At 75.7% G+C, this 20,405-nt stretch carries 16 protein-coding genes and 1 pseudogene; 6 read left to right on the forward strand and 11 right to left on the reverse strand.

What is annotated here, in order from left to right; translation table 11 throughout:
• Positions 1 to 144: 144 nt before the first annotated feature.
• Together LPU61_RS08925 and LPU61_RS08930 are read right to left on the reverse strand one after the other, a co-directional pair.
• Complete coding sequence (locus LPU61_RS08925) at positions 145 to 831, reverse strand: response regulator transcription factor (protein ID WP_043965680.1); 687 nt, start codon at positions 829 to 831, stop codon at positions 145 to 147.
• 2 nt (positions 832 to 833) lie between these two features.
• Positions 834 to 2,030, reverse strand: coding sequence for an ATP-binding protein (locus LPU61_RS08930; protein WP_043966541.1), 1,197 nt, complete (start codon positions 2,028 to 2,030; stop codon positions 834 to 836).
• Positions 2,031 to 2,292: 262 nt separating this feature from the next.
• Between LPU61_RS08930 and LPU61_RS08935 the strand changes: the two genes are divergently transcribed.
• The 3 genes and pseudogenes from LPU61_RS08935 to LPU61_RS08945 all read left to right on the forward strand — a co-directional run bounded on the left by LPU61_RS08935 (position 2,293) and on the right by LPU61_RS08945 (position 6,024).
• Positions 2,293 to 4,122, forward strand: coding sequence for a PspC domain-containing protein (locus LPU61_RS08935; protein WP_043965679.1), 1,830 nt, complete (start codon positions 2,293 to 2,295; stop codon positions 4,120 to 4,122).
• Positions 4,119 to 4,302, forward strand: a pseudogene (locus LPU61_RS31835) (hypothetical protein); the annotation flags it as partial. The gene LPU61_RS08935 and the pseudogene LPU61_RS31835, both read left to right, overlap by 4 nt.
• A 468-nt stretch (positions 4,303 to 4,770) precedes the next feature.
• Entirely contained in the window at positions 4,771 to 6,024 is a 1,254-nt protein-coding gene (locus LPU61_RS08945) for a phosphatidylserine decarboxylase (RefSeq protein WP_043965678.1), read from the forward strand.
• Between the two features lie 60 nt (positions 6,025 to 6,084).
• Here the strand turns inward: LPU61_RS08945 and LPU61_RS08950 are convergent, their stop codons facing one another.
• The 3 genes from LPU61_RS08950 to LPU61_RS08960 all read right to left on the reverse strand — a co-directional run bounded on the left by LPU61_RS08950 (position 6,085) and on the right by LPU61_RS08960 (position 9,315).
• Complete coding sequence (locus LPU61_RS08950; protein ID WP_043965676.1) at positions 6,085 to 7,005, reverse strand: phosphatidylcholine/phosphatidylserine synthase; 921 nt, start codon at positions 7,003 to 7,005, stop codon at positions 6,085 to 6,087.
• Positions 7,006 to 7,351: 346 nt separating this feature from the next.
• Complete coding sequence (locus LPU61_RS08955) at positions 7,352 to 8,263, reverse strand: NUDIX hydrolase (protein ID WP_229404685.1); 912 nt, start codon at positions 8,261 to 8,263, stop codon at positions 7,352 to 7,354.
• Between the two features lie 104 nt (positions 8,264 to 8,367).
• Positions 8,368 to 9,315: an NUDIX hydrolase gene (locus tag LPU61_RS08960; RefSeq protein WP_043965675.1), complete on the reverse strand. Its 948-nt coding sequence runs from the start codon at positions 9,313 to 9,315 to the stop codon at positions 8,368 to 8,370.
• 144 nt (positions 9,316 to 9,459) lie between these two features.
• Here LPU61_RS08960 and LPU61_RS08965 point away from each other — a divergent pair, with 144 nt between their 5' ends.
• The gene (locus tag LPU61_RS08965; RefSeq protein ID WP_043965673.1) at positions 9,460 to 9,726 is read left to right on the forward strand and encodes a PspC domain-containing protein; all 267 of its coding nucleotides are present in this window, start codon (positions 9,460 to 9,462) and stop codon (positions 9,724 to 9,726) included.
• A gap of 18 nt (positions 9,727 to 9,744) precedes the next feature.
• On the opposite strand, the gene guaA is transcribed toward LPU61_RS08965, so the two are convergent.
• Together guaA and LPU61_RS08975 are read right to left on the reverse strand one after the other, a co-directional pair.
• Entirely contained in the window at positions 9,745 to 11,301 is a 1,557-nt protein-coding gene (gene guaA / locus LPU61_RS08970) for a glutamine-hydrolyzing GMP synthase (protein WP_043965670.1), read from the reverse strand.
• A 55-nt stretch (positions 11,302 to 11,356) separates the two neighbouring features.
• Complete coding sequence (locus LPU61_RS08975; RefSeq protein WP_229404686.1) at positions 11,357 to 13,051, reverse strand: FAD-dependent oxidoreductase; 1,695 nt, start codon at positions 13,049 to 13,051, stop codon at positions 11,357 to 11,359.
• A gap of 139 nt (positions 13,052 to 13,190) precedes the next feature.
• On the opposite strand from LPU61_RS08975, the gene LPU61_RS08980 reads away from it, so the two are divergent.
• Entirely contained in the window at positions 13,191 to 14,312 is a 1,122-nt protein-coding gene (locus LPU61_RS08980; protein WP_043965666.1) for an LCP family protein, read from the forward strand.
• 6 nt (positions 14,313 to 14,318) lie between these two features.
• On the opposite strand, the gene LPU61_RS08985 is transcribed toward LPU61_RS08980, so the two are convergent.
• On the reverse strand, positions 14,319 to 15,167 hold the full coding sequence (locus tag LPU61_RS08985) for a LysR family transcriptional regulator (RefSeq protein WP_229404687.1): 849 nt from the start codon (positions 15,165 to 15,167) through the stop codon (positions 14,319 to 14,321).
• Positions 15,168 to 15,260: 93 nt separating this feature from the next.
• Between LPU61_RS08985 and LPU61_RS08990 the strand changes: the two genes are divergently transcribed.
• The gene (locus tag LPU61_RS08990) at positions 15,261 to 15,992 is read left to right on the forward strand and encodes an SDR family oxidoreductase (RefSeq protein ID WP_043966535.1); all 732 of its coding nucleotides are present in this window, start codon (positions 15,261 to 15,263) and stop codon (positions 15,990 to 15,992) included.
• Between the two features lie 46 nt (positions 15,993 to 16,038).
• Here the strand turns inward: LPU61_RS08990 and LPU61_RS08995 are convergent, their stop codons facing one another.
• The 3 genes from LPU61_RS08995 to LPU61_RS09005 form a co-directional block, all read right to left on the reverse strand.
• Positions 16,039 to 17,490 carry a M1 family metallopeptidase gene (locus LPU61_RS08995; RefSeq protein ID WP_374199645.1) on the reverse strand — a complete coding sequence of 484 codons (1,452 nt, stop codon included), beginning with the start codon at positions 17,488 to 17,490 and terminating at the stop codon, positions 16,039 to 16,041.
• Positions 17,491 to 17,680: 190 nt separating this feature from the next.
• Complete coding sequence (locus LPU61_RS09000; protein ID WP_229404688.1) at positions 17,681 to 19,096, reverse strand: M1 family metallopeptidase; 1,416 nt, start codon at positions 19,094 to 19,096, stop codon at positions 17,681 to 17,683.
• 190 nt (positions 19,097 to 19,286) lie between these two features.
• Positions 19,287 to 20,405: a GuaB3 family IMP dehydrogenase-related protein gene (locus LPU61_RS09005; RefSeq protein WP_043965661.1), complete on the reverse strand. Its 1,119-nt coding sequence runs from the start codon at positions 20,403 to 20,405 to the stop codon at positions 19,287 to 19,289.

Below are 20,405 nucleotides of genomic sequence, written 5' to 3' on the forward strand. Positions count from 1 at the left end.
CGGGCGAGGCGGCCTTCGGCCGCCCGGGGAGCAGCACCGACCGAGCGGGGGATGCGAGCGGAATGACCAGACTCACAGTTACGCTGCGTCACACCGACCGGCACCCAGGATCATCGTCGGGGCCCGGCCGGAGTCAGGAGTCGATCACACCAGGCGACGGTCCGCAGCCCAGCGCGACAATTCATACCTGTTGGACATCTGGAGCTTGCGCAGGACGTTCGACACGTGCGTCTCGACCGTCTTGATCGAGATGTAGAGCTCCTTGGCGATCTCCTTGTACGCGTACCCCCGGGCGAGCAGGCGGAGCACCTCGCGCTCCCGGTTGGTGAGCTGGTCCAGCTCCGGATCGGCCACCGGGGCGTCCGGCCGGGCGGCGAACGCGTCCAGCACGAACCCGGCCAGCCGGGGGCTGAACACGGCGTCCCCGTCGGCCACCCGGCGGATCGCCGCGGCCAGCTCGTCCGGGGAGATCGTCTTGGTGACGTAGCCCCGGGCGCCGGCCCGGATCAGGCCGATCACGTCCTCGGCGGCGTCGGACACGCTCAGCGCCAGGAAGCGCACCTGCGGGTGGCTGCGCCGCATCGCCTCCAGCACCGCCCGGCCGCCGCCGTCGGGCATGTGCACGTCCAGCAGCACCACGTCGGGGACGCTGGCGGCGATCCGGGCGACCGCCTCGGCCACCGTGCCGGCCTCGCCCACCACGTCGACGTGCACGCCCAGCTCGGCGCGGACCCCCGCGCGGAACATGGCGTGGTCGTCGACGAGGAAGACGCGCAGGCGCGCAGGCGCGCCCGCCCCGCCCTCGACCGGTCCGGTCGGCTGCTCGGCCATGGTCATCTGTCCCTTTCCGCCGTGGACTGGTCGCGGGAGATCGGCAGGATCAACCGGACCTCCGTCCCCTCACCCGGCTCGGAGCGGATCTCCGCCCGGCCGCCGTGCCGCCTCATCCGCCCGACGATCGACCCCCGGACCCCGTGCCGGTGGTCCTCCACCGTATCGGGATCGAAGCCCTTGCCCCGGTCCCGGACGAAGACGCTCACCTGCTCCGGTTCGACCTCGGCGTACAGCGAGACCGTCCGCACCCCGGCGTGCCGGGCCGCGTTCACCAGCGCCTCGCGGGCCGCCGCGACCAGCGCGCCGACCCGCTCGTCGGTGCCCCGGTCGCCCACCACCACCGTCTCCACGGTGATGGCGAAGGTGTCCTCGACCTCGGCCGCCGCCTGCTCCAGGGCCGCGGCGAACCGCTCCGTCGGCGAGGCGGTCGGCTTGTAGAGCCAGTTGCGCAGCGACCGTTCCTGCCCGCGCGCGAGCCGCTGCACGGTCGTGGTGTCGGCGGCGTTGCGCTGGATCAGCGCGAGGGTGTGCAGCACCTGGTCGTGCACCATGGCGGCCAGCTCCGCCCGCTCCTGCTCGCGGATGCGCCCCTCGCGCTCCGAGCGGAGCTGGTTGTACGTCCGCCAGAGCACCGGGGCCGCCACCACCCCCACCCCGGCCAGCCCCACCAGCGCGAAGATGACACCGTTGACCACCGCGTCGAAGTTCTGCGCGGGCGAGTAGACCGCCGCCACGCCGATGATGCCGACCGCGACCAGCACCCCGCCGCCGATGAACCGCAGCACGAACGCGCGCCGGTCGTTCTCCTCGATCACCGCGCCGAGCCAGGGCACCGGCATCCGCTCGCCCCACTGCCGGCGGCGCTCCGGCGCGGACTGGTGCCAGATCACCCCGGCCCCGACGGCGATGATCGCGACCAGCCAGCCGGCGGTGCCCGCCGCGCCGACGGAGTCGAAGAGCACCGTCTGGAGCACCAGCACCACCAGCCCGATCGCCACGAACGGCAGGAGCTGGCCGGGATCCCGGCGGGCCGGGACGGCGGCGTCACCGGGCCGCAGCGGGACCACGGCCCAGAAGGCGGCGTAGAGCAGCAGTCCGAGCCCGCTGAGGCCCAGCAGCACCATGAACGCGATCCGCACCCGGACCACCGAGATGCCGAGGTGCTCGGCGATGCCGGCGGCGACGCCGGCGGCCATCCGGTGCTCGGGCGCCCGGTAGAGGCGGGGCGGCTGGGTCACGGCGCTGATCGGAGGCTCCCTGCTCGGGCGGGGCGCACGCCGGGCCGCCGTGCGGCGCGGGCGCGGGCGCGCCGGGGCCGGCGACGCCGATCCGATCGTCACACGCCGCGAGGGCCACAGACCACGGGGAACGCCCGGACATCCGGGCCCGCCCGATCTCAGGGTGGGGTCAGGGTCGGTTCCGGAGGTCTCTCGCCGGCCCGCGCAGCAGGATCGAGGCATGACCGAGGAAGCTGCCCCGCCGCCCCGCCCCGGGACGGCACCGCCGGGCGGGCCACCACCGCCCCCGCCGCCGGCCCCGGCGGCCCCCACCACCCCCGCCGCCTGGACCGCGCCGACCGATTTCGGCCCGGCGACGGCCGCGCCGGGCGACCCGGAGGCGACCGCCACGCCGGGCCCGCCCGGGCAGACCGGCCAGGCCCCCGGCGGCTGGCCGCCGCCGCAGCCGCCGGGCCGGGGCGCCCCACCGCCGCCGCCCGGGGGTGACGGTCCGGGGGCGGGCGGCCCACCACCCGGTGGGTACGCGGCCCCGCCGCCCCCGCCGCCCGAGGGCGCCGGCTTCACCTCCCGGTACGGGCTGGTCCGGCCACGCGAGGGTCGCTACCTGGCCGGCGTCTGCGCGGCGATCGGCCGGGCCACCAACACCGACCCGGTGCTCTGGCGGGTGCTGCTGGCGGTGCTGGGCTTCTTCGGCGGCATCGGCATCCTGGTGTACGTCACGGCCTGGCTGATCATCCCCGGCGAGGGCGACACCGCCTCCCCGGTCGAGTCGATGCTCGGCCGGGGCCGGTCCAGCATGTCCCCGGTCACCGTGATCGTGCTGAGCATCCTGGTCGCGGTGAGCTTCGGTTACATCGTCACCGACGCGTTCCGGGCGGTGCTGCTCGGCGCGGCCATCCTGGTCGGCGGCGCGCTGCTGCTCAACCGCGACCACGCCGCGGCGGGCCGGGGCGCGGCGGGCCCCGGCACGCCCGCCGCCGCCCCGCCGGGGCCGGTGCCGCCGGCCGCGTGGCCGGCGCGGGGCACCGTCGTCCCGCCCGCACCGGGGCTGTTCACCCCGCCCGCCGGCCACGGGGCCGTGCCCGGGACGCCGCCCGCCGGCCCCGGCGTCCCCGGTCAGCCGTCCGGAGCACCGCTCGCGGGGCAGCCCGCCGGGGCCCTGCCGAGGCAGTCGTTCGGGACGCCCGTCCCCGGGCAGCCCGCCACCGGATGGGCCGCACCCGCCCGTCCCCCGGGCGGGGCGACCGCCGGGCTGCCGGCCTGGCCGCCCGCGCCGACCCCGCCGGTCGGCTCCCCCTCCCCGACCGGCCACCCGCCGGTCACCCCGCCCGCGCCGCCCGGCTACCGGCCGCCGTTCGCCCCGCACGGCCCGTACGCCCAGGGGCCGCAACCGGCCCCGGCGGCGCCGCCCCCGCCGGCCCGGCCGCCGAAACGGCCCCGGGAGCGGTCCCCGCTGGGTGCCGTGACCTTCTCGCTGATCTTCCTGGCGCTCGGCGTGGTGGCCGTGCTCGACCTGCTGGACGTGGTCGAGGTGGGGGCGGCGGCGTACTTCGCGGCGGCCCTGGCGACCATCGGGCTCGGCCTGCTCGTCGGCGCCTGGTTCGGCCGGGCGCGGTGGCTGATCGCGCTCGGGCTGGTCACCGCTGCGGCGCTCGGCGTCGCCACGGTCGCCGAGTCCTACGACCGGGTCCGGGGCGTGGACGGGGACGTCACCTGGTCCCCCACGGACCGCCGCGACCTGGCCGACCGGTACGAGAACAACTTCGGCGACGCCGTGCTGGACCTGCGCGCCATCGACTTCGACAAGCAGGAGACCCAGATCACCGTCGCGATCAACTTCGGCAAGGCGACCGTGGTGGTGCCGCCGAACGTCGACGTCACCACGATCGCCGACGTCAACGCCGGGGACGCGACCATCTTCGGCAACCGCTCCGGTGCCCTGGACGGTCGGCTCCGGGAGATCACCGACCTCGGCGCGGACGGTCCCGGCGGCGGGAAGCTGCGCCTCTACGTCCACGTCAACGCCGGAGACCTGGAGGTGACCCGGTGAAGGCGCACCGCACCGACGTCGTATCGCTCGGCTTCGGCCTGTTCTTCGTCGCGCTGGCCGCCTGGTGGCTGCTCGCCCAGCTGCTCGGCCTGGCCCTCCCCCCGGTCGGCTGGTTCCTGGCCGGCGGGCTGCTCCTGATCGGCGTGCTGGGGCTGGTCGGCGCGCTGCGCTCCGGCCGGGGCAACCGGGCGGCCGGCCCGCAGGGGGCCACCCCCGAGACGGCACCGGCCGCCGGGCCCGGCGCCGGAGCCGGGGCCGCGACGGAGGCCGAGGAGCCGGGTGCCGCGCGGACCGACGAGTGGCCGACCGCCGCCGTCTCCGACGACCTGCCCGAGGCGGTCGAGGACCGGCCGGTCAGCGGCGGCGGGGCGCCCCGCGGGGACGAGCGGGCGGGCGGTTGACCGCTGCGGTGCGGGCCCCGGCGGAGGGCGCATATGCTGGCCGTGGAGATCTCGCCTCCGCCGGCCGGCCCACGCCGCGGGCCTCGCCCGCGACGAGCCGCCGGGCCGTCGACGACCGGGCCGCGTCGCGGGGCCCCGCCCCGGCCCGCCGCCCGGTCGTCGGGCCCGTCCGCGGTCGACCCCGACCGGTTCGCCGTGGCGATCCCGCCGCGATTGCCGTCTCTACCCCGTCAGGAGCCCGTCCGACATGACCCAGTCCCCCGCCGTGCGCACCTCCGGCCGGCCCGGTCCGGTCCGCATCGGCGAGCGTGCCGCCCGTACCCTCGTCACCGAGCTCGCCCGGCGCAACGACCCGAAGGCCGCCCTGCTGGTCGGCGCGACCCCGGACTCCGCGGTCCTCGCCGCGGCGATCGACGCCCTGCTGCCCGGCGACGCCCTCACCGTCGTGCCGGCCGGGTCGGCGACGCCGGCCGCGCTGCGCGAGCACGTGACGGCCCAGGGCCGTTGGGTCGCCGACCGGGTACGCGTGGTGGACTCCCTCGCCGAGGCCGACGCCGTCGAGGTGGTGATCGCCGCCGAGCCGCTCACCGGCACCGCCGACGAGACCCGCACGACCGTCGACGGCCTGGCGAAATACCTGGCCGACGGTGCGGTGCTCGCCGTGGCGGTGCCGGCGACCCCGGCCCGGACGGCCGGCGCGGCGGCCGAGCTGGAGCGGCAGGCCGCCCTGCACGGCGCCGGGAGCGACCTGGTGCTGCGCAACTCCCCGCCGGTGCGGGTGCACCGGCTCCGGTTCACCCCGGCCGACGCGGCGGTCGCCGCCCGCCTCGCCCCGGCCCACCGGCCGTCGAGCGTCCCGCTGACGCGGGGCATGCACATCGACTCCAACGGGGTCGCGGCGGCCGGCATCACCCTCGGCCTGGCCGCGCTGACCCGGGTCGCCCGGCCCAAGTCCAAGCTGTGGCTGGTGCCGGCCCTCGCCGCCGTCCCGGTGGCCGCGTTCTTCCGGGACCCGCAGCGGGACGTCCCGGAGGACCCCTCGGCCGTCGTGGCCGCCGCCGACGGTCAGGTGCTGTCGGTGCAGCGGCTGCACGACGAGCGGTTCGGCGACGGCGAGTGGCTGCGGGTCGCGGTGTTCCTGTCGGTGCTGGACGTGCACGTCAACCGCTCCCCGGTGGCCGGCAAGGTGGTCGACTACTTCGTCGCCGACGGCGGGTTCGTCAACGCCATGAAGCCGGACGCCGAGCACAACGTGGCGGCCTACACGGTGCTCGACACCGACCACGGGACGGTCGTCGTGGCGCAGCGCACCGGGCTGATCGCCCGGCGCATCGTGCAGCGGGCCCCGATCGGGTCGCTGCTGGCCCGGGGCGAGCGGTTCGGCCTGATCCGGTTCGGCTCGCGCACCGACGTCTACCTGCCGGCCGACGCCGCCGACCCGCTGGTCGGGCCGGGCGACCGGGTGGTCGGCGGGTCCACGGTCATCGCCCGCTGGCGCTGAGCCGGGCACGACGAAGGGGGCGCCGCGACTGCGGCGCCCCCTTCGTCGTCGAGCGTCGGATCAGGCGGTGCGGCGCTGGTGCAGCCAGAGCACAGGGCCGCTGACCAGGTAGCCCACCACGATCAGGGCGAAGGTGAGCCGGATGTCGACCAGCGCGCCGACCACCGGGGCCAGCCAGAGCCACGGCGGCAGCTTCACCAGCCGGGCCAGCTTCGCGTACGGGAAGCTGGAGACCATCGCGAAGGCCAGCAGCGCCACCCCGGCGATCTGCACGAGGCCGGGCAGCGGCAGGCCCAGGGCGACGGTCAGGGCCAGCACGGCCGCGGCCATCGTGGTCGGCACGCCGCAGAAGAAGCGGCCGTCCTTCGGCGAGACGTTGAACCGGGCGAGCCGGATCGCCGCGCAGGCGGCGACGAGCGCGGCGGCGACCGCGGCGGCGGCGCGCGGCGCCTCGCCGGCGAGCGAGGCGTAGACCACCACGGGGGCGGCCAGGCCGAACGAGCACATGTCGGCCAGCGAGTCCATCTGGGCGCCGAACGGGCTGGCCACCCCGAACCGGCGGGCCAGCGCGCCGTCGAGACCGTCGAACGCCACGCAGGCGATCAGCAGGAGCGCGGCGAGGCGCACCTGGCCCTGCATGGCCACGAAGATGGCGTTGATGCCCAGCACGAGGCTGGCCAGGGTGCAGGCGTTGACCAGGGCGAACTTGACCCGGCGGGCCGTCGTCCGCGCGCCGGGCAGCAGCGGGATCGACATCGACGCCGCGTCGTCGACCGGGGCGGCGGGGCCCACGGCCGGGCTCACCGGCACGACCGCCTCGACCTCGGTGCGCTGGTAGCGGTCGAGGCCGTAGCGGCGGCGCTGCCGGTCGAGGTAGCGGTGCTCGGGCGAGGTCAGGTCGGTGCCCGCGGCGGCGACGCCGTCGCGGCGTCCCACCCGGACGAGCAGCACCTGGCGGGCGAACGTGCTGCTGCGGCGCAACGGGCCCGCCCAGCGACGCCCTGCGGGGCGCGGACTGTCAGTCGTACGACGCCGGCGCCATGGGGCTCTCGGCACGTTTCCTCCATCACCGGATCGGGCTGGCCGCCACGAGGGCGGGTGTCCGGCTGTCTCGTGCCGGACCGCTTCGGGCCCGGCAGCCGTCAAAGCGGAGTACACCATTGCACAGGGGTAGGGGGCTTGGCGATAGCTGCCGGCGGACCTTATATCTCCGTTAAACCGCGCGAATCGCCTCTTCTATTCCCATCTCGGGCCTGATCGCCCGATCCTCCATCAACCCCGCCTTCAGCCTACCGGAGGTCGTCGATACCGGCTCGGCGGGCGGACGCTATGCGACCCCATGTCCGGTTACCAGGGCCGCCACCTCGGTCAGCGGCAGGTCGCCGAGCGCGTCCGGCGGGAACCAGGCGGCGGCGGCCGTCGATCCCCCGGCCAGCTCGGTGACCCGGGCCTCGGTGGGGTCGTCGACCGCCACCCGGTAGACCACCCGCACCCCGTGCCAGTCCATCGGCCGGCCCTCCGGCCCCAGCGCGCCGGGATCGTAGCGGTGGTGGACGGTGAGCAGCTCGACGACCCGGCCGAGCTGCCCGGCCTCCTCGACCAGCTCGCGGAGCAGGCCGGCGGCCGGCTGCTCGCCGTGGTCGGTGCCGCCGCCGGGCAGGTGCCACAGCCCGGCCCCCGGGTAGCCGTCGGCGATCAGGGTGAGCAGTACCCGCCCGCCCGGGTCGGTGACCAGCCCGTACGCCGCGAAACGCTGCCGCCGGTCGGTCGGCGCCGGCGGGTACGGCGTGCCGGGGGAGGCCCCGGGATCGGGCCGCCGCAGCGGGGTGACCGGCAGGCCGAGCGCCTCGGCGGTGAACGGCAGCAGCGGCAGCCCGGCGGCCTCGTCGAGGGTCGACCAGCGCACCAGGTCGGTGGTGCCGTCGGGCTCGTCGCGCAGCGTGCCGCCGGTCGCCTCGACGGCGAAGACGATCCGGTCGGTGTGCAGCGCCACGCCCGGCAGCCCGGTGACGTCCGAGACAGCGGCGAGCAGGCCCGTCACCCGGACGGCGAGGCCGGTCTCCTCGGCGAACTCCCGGACCACGCCGGCCTCGGGGTGTTCCCCGTGCTCCAGCCCGCCCCCGGGCAGCTGCCACACGCCGGGGTGGTCGGCCGACGCGGAGCCGCGCACGAGCAGCACCCGCCCGTCGCGGCCCCGGCACACCCCGTAGACCCCCACCCGCCGTCGCTGTTCCCGCACGCCGCGCCTCCCGATCCCCGGGCGGGACGCCCGGTCGATCAAGAAGCTATCGCGGGCGACGGCCGCGCGGGCGACGACGTGGGCCGCCGGGGCGGGACCGCAGGTCAGGCGAGGCGGGCGGCCTGGACGGCCTCGGCCGTGACCTCGGTGAGCCGGTCGGCCGGCAGCGCGCCCAGCTCCTCCCGGGCGAACCAGCGGGCCTCGCAGGTGGAGCCGCCGACGTCGGTCACCGTGGGCGGGGCGGGCTGGTCGACCATCACCCGGTAGAAGGCGCGCACGCCGTGCCAGTCGATCGGGTAGCCCTCCGGGCCGAGGGAGGCGGCGTCGCGGTGGCTGGCCACCCCGAGCAGCTCGACGAGGCGGCCCCGCTGGCCGGTCTCCTCGACCAACTCCCGGATCAGCGCCGCGCCCGGCTGCTCGCCGTAGTCGGTGCCGCCCCCGGGCAGGTGCCAGCAGCCGGCCCCCGGGTAGCCGTCAGAGACCCGGGTGAGCAGCACCCGGCCGTCGGGGTCGGTGGCCACCGCGTACGCGGCGAAGCGCTGGGCGCGGTGCAGCCCGTCGGGGCCGGGCACCGCGTAGAAGGAGGGGAACTCCGGGGGCTCGTCGGGCACCACGTCGGCCGAGGAGGCGGGCAGCCCGAGGGCCCGCGCGGTGAACGCGCGCAGCGGCAGCTCGCGCGCCTCGGTGGGGGTGACCCAGCGGGCCAGGTCGGTGGGGCGGTCGACCCGGTCGGTGAGCGTGCCGCCCCGCACCGACACCCGGTAGATGAGCCGGTCGGTGTGGATGGTGATGCCGCGCTCGGGCAGGGCCCGCATGTCGGCCAGCACGTCGTCGAGGCCGGAGACGGCGACCGAGAGCCCGGTCTCGGCGGCGGTCTCCCGGACGACGGTGTGGTTGGGGTCCTCGCCGTGGTCGACCGCCCCGCCGGGGAGGGACCACGTGCCGGGGGTGCCGGAGCGCTCCGATGCGCGGACCAGCAACACTCGGCCGACTGAGTCAGCACAGACTGCGTATGCCGCGATCCTGCGGAGCGGCTCCAGCATGGTGGTCACGGGGCCAAATTCTCCCCGCCCCTCGTTACCGGCATCGAAAAGTGTCAGATTCCTGACTGAATACTGGATCATCAGGGATCGGTCAGGGTAATGATCCGGGCCGTCACCGAGGTCGCCCCGCCGCCCGGCGCGGAACGTTGAGGCATGACCTCGACACCGCACCAGGCCCCGTACAAGCAACTCCGCCGGCCCACCACCGACCGGATGGTCGCCGGGGTGGCCAGTGGCCTCGGCCGCTACTTCGCCGTCGACCCCACCCTCGTCCGGGTGCTCTTCGCCGTCGCGACGCTCGCCACCGCCGGGGTGGCCGCGCTCGCGTACCCGATCATGTGGTTCCTCATGCCGGAGGAGCCGGCCGACGCCCCGGCGTGGCCGCACCCGACGGACCCCGCGTCACCGACCGGCGGCTGAGCCGGCGGGCGGGTGGGGTCACTCCCACTCGATGGTGCCCGGCGGCTTGCTCGTGACGTCCAGGACCACCCGGTTCACCTCGGCCACCTCGTTGGTGATCCGGGTGGAGATCCTGGCCACCACCTCGTAGGGCAGCCGGGACCAGTCGGCGGTCATCGCGTCCTCGCTGGAGACCGGGCGCAGCACCACGGGATGGCCGTAGCTGCGCCCGTCGCCCTGCACCCCGACGCTGCGCACGTCGGCCAGGAGCACCACCGGGAACTGCCACACGCCCCGGTCCAGGCCCGCGGCGGTCAGCTCCTCGCGGGCGATCAGGTCGGCCTGACGCAGCAGGTCCAGCCGCTCCCGGTCGACCGCCCCGATGATCCGGATGGCCAGACCCGGGCCCGGGAACGGGTGCCGCCAGACCATCGCCTCGGGCAGGCCCAGCTGGAGGCCCAGCGTGCGCACCTCGTCCTTGAACAGCGTGCGCAGCGGCTCGACCAGGGCGAACTTCAGGTCCTCCGGCAGGCCGCCGACGTTGTGGTGGCTCTTGATGTTGGCGGTGCCGGTGCCGCCGCCGGACTCCACCACGTCCGGGTAGAGGGTGCCCTGCACCAGGAACTCGACGTCACCGTGCGCGGCGATCTCCCGGGCGGCGGCCTCGAAGACCCGGATGAACTCCCGGCCGATGATCTTGCGCTTCTGCTCCGGGTCGGTCACCCCGGCCAGCGCGCCGAGGAACCGGTCGGCCGCGTCGACCACCTTCAGCTTGATCCCGGTGGCGGCGACGTAGTCCTTCTCCACCTGCTCGGCCTCGCCCGCCCGCAGCAGGCCGTGGTCGACGAAGACGCAGGTGAGCTGGTCGCCGACGGCCTTGTGCACCAGCGCGGCGGCGACGGCCGAGTCGACCCCGCCGGACAGGCCGCAGATGACCTCCTTGTCGCCCACCTGGGCGCGGATGCGGGCCACCTGCTCGTCGATGATGTTCTCGGGCGTCCACGTCGGCTCGATGCCGGCGATGTCGTAGAGGAACCGGGTGAGCATCTCCTGGCCGTGCGCGGTGTGCCCCACCTCCGGGTGGAACTGCACGCCCGCGCGCCGCCCGGCCAGGTCCTCGAACGCGGCGACCGGGGCGCCGGCCGACTCGGCCGTCACCGCGAAGCCCGCCGGGGCCTCGGTCACGCAGTCGCCGTGGCTCATCCAGACCGGCAGGTCGGCCGGCAGGTCGCGCAGCAGCACCCCGGGCTCGGTGAGGCGGGGGCGCAGCGGGGTGCCGCCGTACTCGCGGTTGCCGGTGCGCGCGACCGTGCCGCCGAGGGCCTGGGCCATCGCCTGGAAGCCGTAGCAGATGCCGAAGACCGGCACGCCCGCGTCGAACATCCCCGCGTCGACCTGGGGGGCGTCGGGCGCGTAGACGCTGGCCGGGCCACCGGACAGGATGATCGCGGCCGGGTCCTTCGCCAGCATCTCCGCCACCGGCATCGAGTGCGGCACGATCTCCGAGTAGACCCGCGCCTCGCGCACCCGGCGCGCGATGAGCTGGGCGTACTGGGCTCCGAAGTCCACCACGAGGACGGGGCGAGGCGTGCTCATGGGCAGGAAGCCTACCGACAGTCACCCCCGCCCCGGCGCGGACCCCGGCGTGCGCTCAGCGCAGCGCGCCCGGGGCGTGCGCCGGCACCGCCGGGCGTACCGGCGGCACCGCCGCCACCCGCCGGTACGCCTCCCCCAGCGGCGGCCGGGGATCGGCCTCGCCCCGGTTGGGCCAGAACGACATCGCCCGTTCCGCCTGGGCGGTGATGGTCAGCGACGGGTTCACCCCCAGGTTCGCCGACACGGCCGCCCCGTCCACCACGTGCAACCCCGGGTGCCCGTGCACCCGGTGGTACGGGTCGATCACCCCGTCGGCCGGGGTGGCCCCGATCACCGCCCCGCCGAGGATGTGCGCGGTGATCGGGATGTCGAACGGCTCGGTGAGCGACCCGCCCGGCGTGCCGCCGATCTCCTCGGCGAGCAGCCGCGCGGCGGCGTTGCCGGCGGGGATCCACGTCGGGTTGGGCTCGCCGTGACCGGGGCCGGCGACCAGCCGCCGCCCGAGCGGGCCGCGCCGCCAGCGGGTGGTCAGCGAGTTGTCGGCCGACTGCATGACCAGCGCGATGACGGTGCGCCGCGACCAGTCGCGGACGGTGAGCATCCGCGCCGCGAGGCGGGGCTGGGTGAGCAGCCCGACCAGCCAGCGGCGGACCCGGTGCGGCCCGCCGTCGACCAGCAGCGACTGGAGCAGCCCCATCGCGTTGGAGCCCCGCCCGTAGCGGACCGGCTCGATGTGGGTCTGCGGGTCGGGGTGGAACGAGCTGGTGATCGCCACCCCCTCGGTGAAGTCCAGCCCCTGCGCGCGGGCCGGCCCGGGTGGCACGGACGCGCCGAGGATCGCCTCGGAGTTCGTCCGGGTCAGCTCGCCGAGGCGGCCGGACAGGTGGGGCAGCGCCCCGGTGGCCTTCATCTCGTGCAGCAGCCGCTGGGTGCCGAGCGCCCCGGCGGCGAGGACCACCTGGTCGGCGTGCCACACCCGGCGGCGTCTGCGCGGCCAGGCCCCGGTGCGCACGGTCTCGACCCGGTAGCCGCCCCCGTCGGCGGGACGCACGGCGGTGACGGTGGTCAGCGGGTGCACCTGCACGCCGAGCCGCTCGGCCAGCCACAGGTAGTTCTTGACCAGGGTGTTCTTCGCCCCCTGCCGGCAGCCCGTCATGCACGCCCCGCAGTGCGTGCAGCCGGTGCGTTCCGGGCCGACGCCGCCGAAGTACGGGTCGGCGGCCCGCTCCCCCGGCCGGCCGATGTGCACGCCGACGGGGGTGGGGTGGAAGGTGTGCCCGACCCCCATCCGGTCGGCGACCGCCCGCATCGCGGCGTCCGCGCGGGTGTGCAGCGGGTACGTGGTGACGCCGAGCATCCGCTTCGCCTGGTCGTAGTGCGGGGCCAGCTCGGCCCGCCAGTCGGTGACGTCCCGCCACTGCGGGTCGGCGTAGAACGCGTCGAGGGGCTCGTAGAGGGTGTTCGCGTAGACCAGGGAGCCGCCGCCGACCCCCGCGCCGGAGAGCACCAGCACCCCGCCGCCGGTCCTCCGGTCGGCGGAGCGGAGCAGGGTGATCCGTTGCAGGCCGTAGCAGCCGAGCCGCGGGGCCCACAGGAACCGCCGCAGCCGCCACGAGGTCTCGGGGAACTCGTCGTCGGCGAAGCGCCGCCCGGCCTCCAGGACGCCGACCGAGTAGCCCTTCTCGGCCAGCCGGAGCGCGGTGACGCTGCCGCCGAAGCCGGACCCGATGACGAGCACGTCGTACCGCATGAACGCATCATTACCGACGGGTAGCTCTCGCGCCATAGCCGGTTTTCGCGGGACCATGCACCCCGCCGCCGGTGATCCGCGGCTCAGCGGCCGCAACCCGGCGTGGCCCTCGGAGCGTTGTAGGGGCGGGGGTGCGGACATGGCCGGACAGGCGGGTACCGGACGGCGGCGGTGGCGGGTGGGGCTGGCCGTCGTCGCGGCGGCCGTCGTGCTGGCGGTCGGCGGCACGGTGGCGGCCCGGCTGGTCGCCGACCGGCAGACCGAACGCGGCGCGGGGCGGATCACCGCCGCGCCCACCCCCACGCCGTCGCCCACGCCGAGCCCGACCCCGCCGCCGGGGGCCGACGTCACCGGGCCGCTGAACCTGCTGCTCGTCGGCGTGGACACCCGCGTCAGCGTGCCCGGCTGGGAGCCGCACGGCGACGCCGTGCTGGTGGCGCACGTGCCGCAGGGGCTGGACCGGGCGTACCTCTTCTCGCTGCCCCGGGACCTGCTGGTCGACATCCCGGCCTACCCGAAGGCCGGCTACTCCGGCGGGAAGACCAAGCTCACCCACGCGATGAGCTACGGCAGCCGGGTGCCGGGCAAGCCCAAGAAGCCGAGCACCGCCCAGGGGTACGAGCTGCTGCGCAGCACCGTCAGCGGCTACACCGGGCTGCGCTTCGACGCCGGCGCCGTGGTCACCTTCACCGGCTTCGAGAAGCTGGTGGACGCCGTCGGCGGGGTCGACCTCTACGTCGACCAGCGGACCGTGTCGCTGCACCGGCGGCCGGACGGCCGGCACCGCGAGGCCGCGCCGGGCGGCGGCGGCTACGTCGGCCCGCAGATGGTCTACGCCAAGGGCGAGCGGCACCTCAACGGCTGGCAGGCGCTGGACTACGCCCGGCAGCGCTACGGCCTGAAGAACGGCGACTACGACCGGCAGCGCCACCAGCAGCAGCTCATCCGGGCCATCGTGGCGAAGATGCAGTCCGAGAGCCTGCCCCGGCAGCCCGACCGGGTCGAGCAGGTCGTCGGGGCGCTCGGCGACACCCTCCTCTACGCGGGCGGGCCACGGATCGTCGACCTCGCGTACGCCCTCGGCGGGCTGCCCGCCGACCGGCTCGTCCTCGTCGGCCTGCCCGGCGAGGGGGTGGGCAAGGGCAGCGGCTACCGCGGCGAACAGCTCAAGCCGGTCGGCCGGCAGTTCCTCACCGCGCTGGAGGAGGGCCGGGCCGAGCAGTACCTCGCCGACCACCCGGAGCTGGTGGTGAAGAACTAGGCCCGGCTAGAGGCCGAGCGCCGTCCGGATCAGCACGGCCAGCGCCCGGGACCGGCTGTGCGGCGGCCAGGCGATCACCGTCGTCACGCTCGGCGCGTCCGACACCGGCACGGCGGCGATGTCGCGGCGCAGGTGGGCCCGGCACGACTCGGGCAGGACCGCCGACGCCCGGCCGAGCGCGATCAGCTCGTACAGCTGCGCGTGGTCGCGGACCTGCGGGCCGGGACCGTCCGGGTAGCTGCCGTCGCGGCGCGGCCAACGCGGCAGCGGCAGGCCGGGAAGATCGGCGACGTCGGCCTCCCGCAGCTCGGCCCGGCCGGCGAGGTGATGCCCGGCCGGCAGCAGCACCACCTGCCCCTCCGTGTACAACTCCTCGGTTTCGAACCCGACGGTCGAGTCGAACGGCCGGTGCAGCAGCGCCACGTCCGCCCGTCCGTCGCGCAGCAGCCGCTCCTGCTCGCCGATCCCGCACAGGTGCACGTCGACGGCGACCGCGCCGGGTTCAGCGGCGTAGGCGTCGAGCAGCTTCGCCAGCAGTTCACTGGACGCTCCGGCCTTGGTCACCAGGACCAGGCCGGGGTCTCCGGTCGCGGCGCGGGCGGCGCGGCGGGTGCGCCGGTCGGCGGCGGCGACGGCGTCGAGGGCCGCCCGGCCCTCGACCAGCAGCACCGAGCCGGCCTCGGTCAGGGTGACGCTGCGACTGCTGCGTTCCAGCAACGTCACCCCGAGCCGCCGTTCGAGTTGCGCGATCGCCCGCGACAGCGGCGGCTGCGCGATGCCGAGCCGCTGCGCCGCCCGCCCGAAGTGGAGCTCCTCGGCGACGGCGACGAAGTACCGCAACTCCCGCGTCTCCATGCCCCCACGGTACCCGGGGCCGATACCCGCCGGGTATCGCTGCCCACTCAGCCGGTGTTGGTGACCCGGCCGGACCCGGCCAGGATCGACCACATGAGCGAAGCGAAGATCGCGCTGGTCACCGGCGCCAACAAGGGAATCGGGTACGAGATCGCCGCCGGCCTGGGCGCCCTCGGCTTCAGCGTCGGCGTCGGCGCCCGGGACGGGCAGCGCCGGGAGACCGCCGTGGCGAAGCTGCGCGCGGCCGGCGTCGACGCGTTCGGGGTGCCGCTGGACGTGACCGACGACGCGAGCGTCACCGCCGCCGCCGCGCTGGTCGAACAGCGTGCCGGCCGCCTCGACGCGCTGGTCAACAACGCCGGGGTGACCGGTGACCGGGCGCAGCTGCCCACCACCGTCGACCTCGCGGTGGTGCGGGCCGTCGTGGAGACGAACGTGCTCGGCGTCATCCGGGTCACCAACGCCATGCTGCCGCTGCTGCGCCGGTCGGCGTCGCCCCGGATCGTGAACATGTCCAGCGGCGTCGGCTCCCTCGCCCGGCAGTCCGCCGCCGAGGGTGAGCTCACCACGGGCCCGGTCGCCGTCGCGTACTCGCCGTCGAAGACGTTCCTCAACGCCGTCACCGTGCAGTACGTCAGGGAGCTGCGCGGCACGAACATCCTGATCAACGCCGCCTGCCCCGGCTACGTCGCCACCGACCTCAACAACTTCCAGGGGGTCCGTACCCCCGAGCAGGGTGCGGCGATCGCGATCCGGCTCGCGACCCTGCCCGACGACGGCCCGACCGGCGGCTTCTTCGAGGACGCCGGGGTGGTGCCCTGGTGACGGGGTGACGGAATGACGGGGTTCGGCGGGCCGCGTACCCCCGGGGTCAGCGGGCCGTGGGGCGTTCCGGCTGCTCGGTGCCGTAGAGCCAGGCGTCGAAGAGCGCGTCGAGCTGCCTGCCGGAGACCTGCTCGGCGTGGGCGACGAAGTCGGCGGTGGTGACGTTGCCGTCGCGCCGGTCGGCCGCCCAGCCCCGGACGATCCGGAAGAACGCCTCGTCGCCGACGGTGGTGCGCAACGCGTGCACGGTCATCGCGCCCCGCTGGTAGACGGAGTCGCCGAACAGGTTCGCCGCCCCCGGCCGGCCGGGCGGCGTCCGCCACAGCGACGCCGACGCGCCGACGTACTCCCCGTCGAACGACTGCTGCACCGTCCGGCCGCCGTCGTGCTCCAGCCAGAGCCATTCGGCGTACGTGGCGAAGCCCTCGTTGAGCCAGATGTCGCTCCACCGGGCCAGTGAGACACTGTCGCCGAACCACTGGTGGGCCAGCTCGTGGGCGATCACCCCGCTGTTCTCGCCACGGCGGAAGAAGTTGGCCGAGTAGACCGGGCGGCTCTGCGTCTCCAGGGCGAACCTGATGCCCGGATCGTCGACGACCACCCCGCCGTACGACCCGAACGGGTACGGCCCGAACACGCCCTCCAGGTAGTCGGCAACCTCGACGGTGCGGGCGATCGAGGCGTCCGCCGCGCCCTCGGGCAACCCGGTGGTGACCGCGCTGAACACCGGCCGTCCCTTGTGTTCGGCGCGGGTCACCCGGAAGTTCCCGATGGCCACCATGCTCAGGTAGCTGGCCATCGGGGACCGCTCGGCCCACTTCCAGGTGGTCCAGCCGGCGCGGGTGGTCTTGCCCACCGGCACCCCGTTGCTGACGGCGGTCAGCCCCTCCGGGACGGTGATCTCGAAGTCGTAGGCGGCCTTGTCGGCGGGGTGGTCGTTGACCGGGAACCAGGTGCTCGCCGACTCGGGCTGGCCGAGGGCCACCGCGCCGTCGGAGGTGTGCCGGAAGCCGCCCTCGCCGAGCGCCTCGTTGGTCAGCGGCTTCGGCGTGCCCTCGTACCGGATCTCGGCGGTGAAGCCGTTGCCGGAGGTCAGGCCGGCGGCGGGGGTGACGACCAGCTCGTCGCCGTCGCGGGTGTGCCGGGCCGCGACGCCGTCGACCGTCACCCCGCGCACGGTGAGCCCGGCCAGGTCCAGGTGGAACGCGGACAGGCTCGCGGTGGCCGTGGCCTGCACGGTGGTGGTGCCGGTGAGGCGGTCCGTCGCCGGGTCGTAGCGGACCTTCACCACGTACCGGGTCACGTCGTACCCGCCGTTGCCGTACCGGGGGAAGTACTCGTCACCCACCCCGGCCGCGCCGGGCGTGAACTGCCGCGACGCCGTCGGCGACGGGGTGGCCTCCCGGGCGGCCGGCTCGGGCGTCGAGGAGCAGGCGGCCAGCCCGAGCGCGCCGGCCAACAGCAGCCCGGTGCGCAGGCGCAGGCCCCGCAGGCGCAGCATCATGGCGTCGTCCCTCCCGGTGGAGGCCCCCGGCCAGGCGGCGGCCCTCGGCCCGCCCGGCCGGCCCGGCTCGTCCGGGCCGCTCCACCCGCGGCAGCCTACCGAGCGCGGGCCCGGCGCAGGGCGGCGCGGGCGCGGCGGGCCACCGGGCCGGCGGCCCCGGCGCCGGTGCCGGTGCCGGTGCCGCTCAGGGCAGCGCGGGCGCGGTGCCGCCGACGAGCCAGGCGTCGAGCAGCGCGCCCAGCCGCCGGCCGGAGACCCGCTCGGCGAGGGCGACGAAGTCCGCCGTGGTGGCGTTGCCGCCGCGCCGCTCGGTGGTCCAGGCGCGCAGGACCCGGAAGAAGACGTCGTCGCCGAGGGTCCGCCGCAGCGCGTGCACCGCGAGCGCCCCCCGCTGGTAGACGGCGTCGCCGAACATGTTCGCCCGGCCCGGGTCGACCGACGGCTGCGACCAGTCCGTCGCGGCGTAGCGGGCCGCGACGGTCTGCTCGACGGTCCGGCCGCCGTCGTGCTCCAGCCAGAGCCATTCGGCGTACGTGGCGAAGCCCTCGTTGAGCCAGATGTCGCTCCACCGGGCCAGCGAGACACTGTCGCCGAACCACTGGTGGGCCAGCTCGTGGGCGACGACCCCGGTGTCGGGGCGGCCGGAGCGGAAGAAGCCCGGCCCGTAGACCGGGCGGGACTGGGTCTCCAGGGCGTACGAGATGCGGCCCTCGGCGAGCGCGATCCCGCCGTACGACTCGAACGGGTACGGCCCGAAGCGGTCGGCGAGGAAGTCGGCGACCTCGCCGGTGCGGGCCAGCGAGGCGGCGGCCGGCCCGTCGGCGGGCAGGCTCGCCGCGACAGCCGTGACCAGCGGCTTCCCCCGGTGGGTGCCGGTGGCGACCCGGTAGTCGCCGATCACCAGCGTGCTCAGGTAGCTGGCCATCGGGGACCGCTCGGCCCAACGCCAGGTGGTCCAGCCGCCGGCGCTGGTGCGCCCCACCGGCACGCCGTTGCCGAGCGCGGCCAGCCCGTCGGGGACGGTCACCTCGACGTCGTAGGTGGCCTTGTCGGACGGGTGGTCGTTGACCGGGTACCAGGTGCTCGCCGAGTCGGGCTGGCCGAGCGCGACCGCGCCGTCGGCGGTGGCGAGGAAGCCGCCGAGGCCCAGCGTGCTGCTCTCGACCGGCTGCGGCACCCCCGCGTACTCCACGTCGACGGCGAACCGGGCGCCCCGGGCCAGGCCGCGCGCCGGGGTGACCACCAGTTCCTCGCCCTCGCGGGCGTGCCCGGCCTTCGCGCCGTCGACCCGGACCGCGCCGACGGTCAGGCCGGACAGGTCCAGGTTGAACCGGGACAGCCCGGCCGTCGCGGTGGCCGTGATCGTGGCGTGCCCGGTGAGCCGGTCGTCGGCGGGGTCGTAGCGGACCCGCAGCCGGTACGCGGCCACGTCGTAGCCGCCGTTGCCGCGCCCGGGGACGTACGGGTCGCCCGCGTCGGCCGCCCCGCGGCGGGCGCGGTCGGCGTCGGGCGGCGTCCCGGTGCAGGCGACGAGGGCGCCCACGACGAGGCAGGCGGCCAGGACGGCGCGGCCGACCGGTCGTCTTCCTGTGCGGACCATCGCTCTCCCTCGCCTGTCGGGGGCGAGCCTAGCCGATGCCGGACGACAAAGGCCTCCAAAGCCGACAATAGGTCCACACCTCAACCGGGCGGAGTCCGGCACCAACTGACCCCGCCCGACGCGAACGGCCCCGCCGATTTCCCGCGGCGGGGCCGTTCCACGTGCTTCCCGGGTCGCCCCGGAGCCAGGGTCAGCGGTCGAGGACCAGACCGACCTTCTGGAACTCCTTGAGGTCGCGGTAGCCGCACTTGGCCATCGCCCGGCGCAGCCCGCCGAACAGGTTGAGCTGGCCGTCCGGCTCGTCGGCCGGGCCGAACAGCAGCCGCTCCATCTCCCCGAGCGGCTCGCCGGCCACCTCGAACGCGCCGCGCGGCAGCGACGGGTGGCTGGCCGCCGAGTGCCACCACGCGCCGCCGGCCGGGGCCTCCGCGCACAGCGACAGCGGCTCGCCGAGCATCACCGCGTCCGCGCCGCAGCCCAGCGCCTTGGCGATGTCGCCGGAGGTCTGGATGTCGCCGTCGGCGATCAGGTGCACGTACCGGCCGCCGGTCTCGTCGAGGTAGTCGCGGCGGGCCGCGGCGGCGTCGGCGATCGCGGTGGCCATCGGCACCCGGATGCCCAGCACCGACTCGGTGGTCGACCAGCCGTCGCCGCCGATGCCGACGATCACCCCGGCCGCGCCGGTGCGCATCAGGTGCAGCGCCGTCTTGTAGTCGGTGCAGCCGCCGACGATGACCGGCAGGTCGAGGTCGGCGATGAACTCCTTGAGGTTCAGCGGCTCATCGGTGGTGGAGACGTGCTCCGCCGAGACGATCGTGCCCTGGATGACCAGGATGTCCACGCCCGCGTCGAGGATCACCGGGGCCAGCGCCAGGGTGTGCTGCGGGGAGACCCGCACGGCCACCGTGCCGCCGCCGGCCCGCAGCTCGCGGACCCGCTCGGCGATGAGGTCCGGGCGGATCGGCTCGGCGTACACCTCCTGGAGCCGCTTGGTGGCGCGGGCGTCCTCGTCGAGGGAGGCCAGCTCCTTGAGGACCTTGGTCGGGTTCTCGTACCGGGTCCACAGGCCCTCGACGTTGAGCACGCCCAGCCCGCCGAGCTGGCCGAGCCGCACGGCGGACGCCGGGCTCATCGTCGCGTCCGAGGGGTGCCCCACGCAGGGGATGCCGAACTGGTACGCGTCGAGCTGCCAGGTGGTGGAGACGTCGTCGACGTCCCGGGTCCGGCGGCTCGGCACGATGGCGATGTCGTCCAGGTGGTAACCGCGCTGCGCGGTCTTGCCCAGGCCGATCTCGACCACGTCACGCAT

The organism is Micromonospora sp. NBRC 110038 (assembly GCF_020884815.1).
In the GTDB taxonomy this organism is placed as follows: Bacteria; Actinomycetota; Actinomycetes; order Mycobacteriales; family Micromonosporaceae; genus Micromonospora; species Micromonospora haikouensis.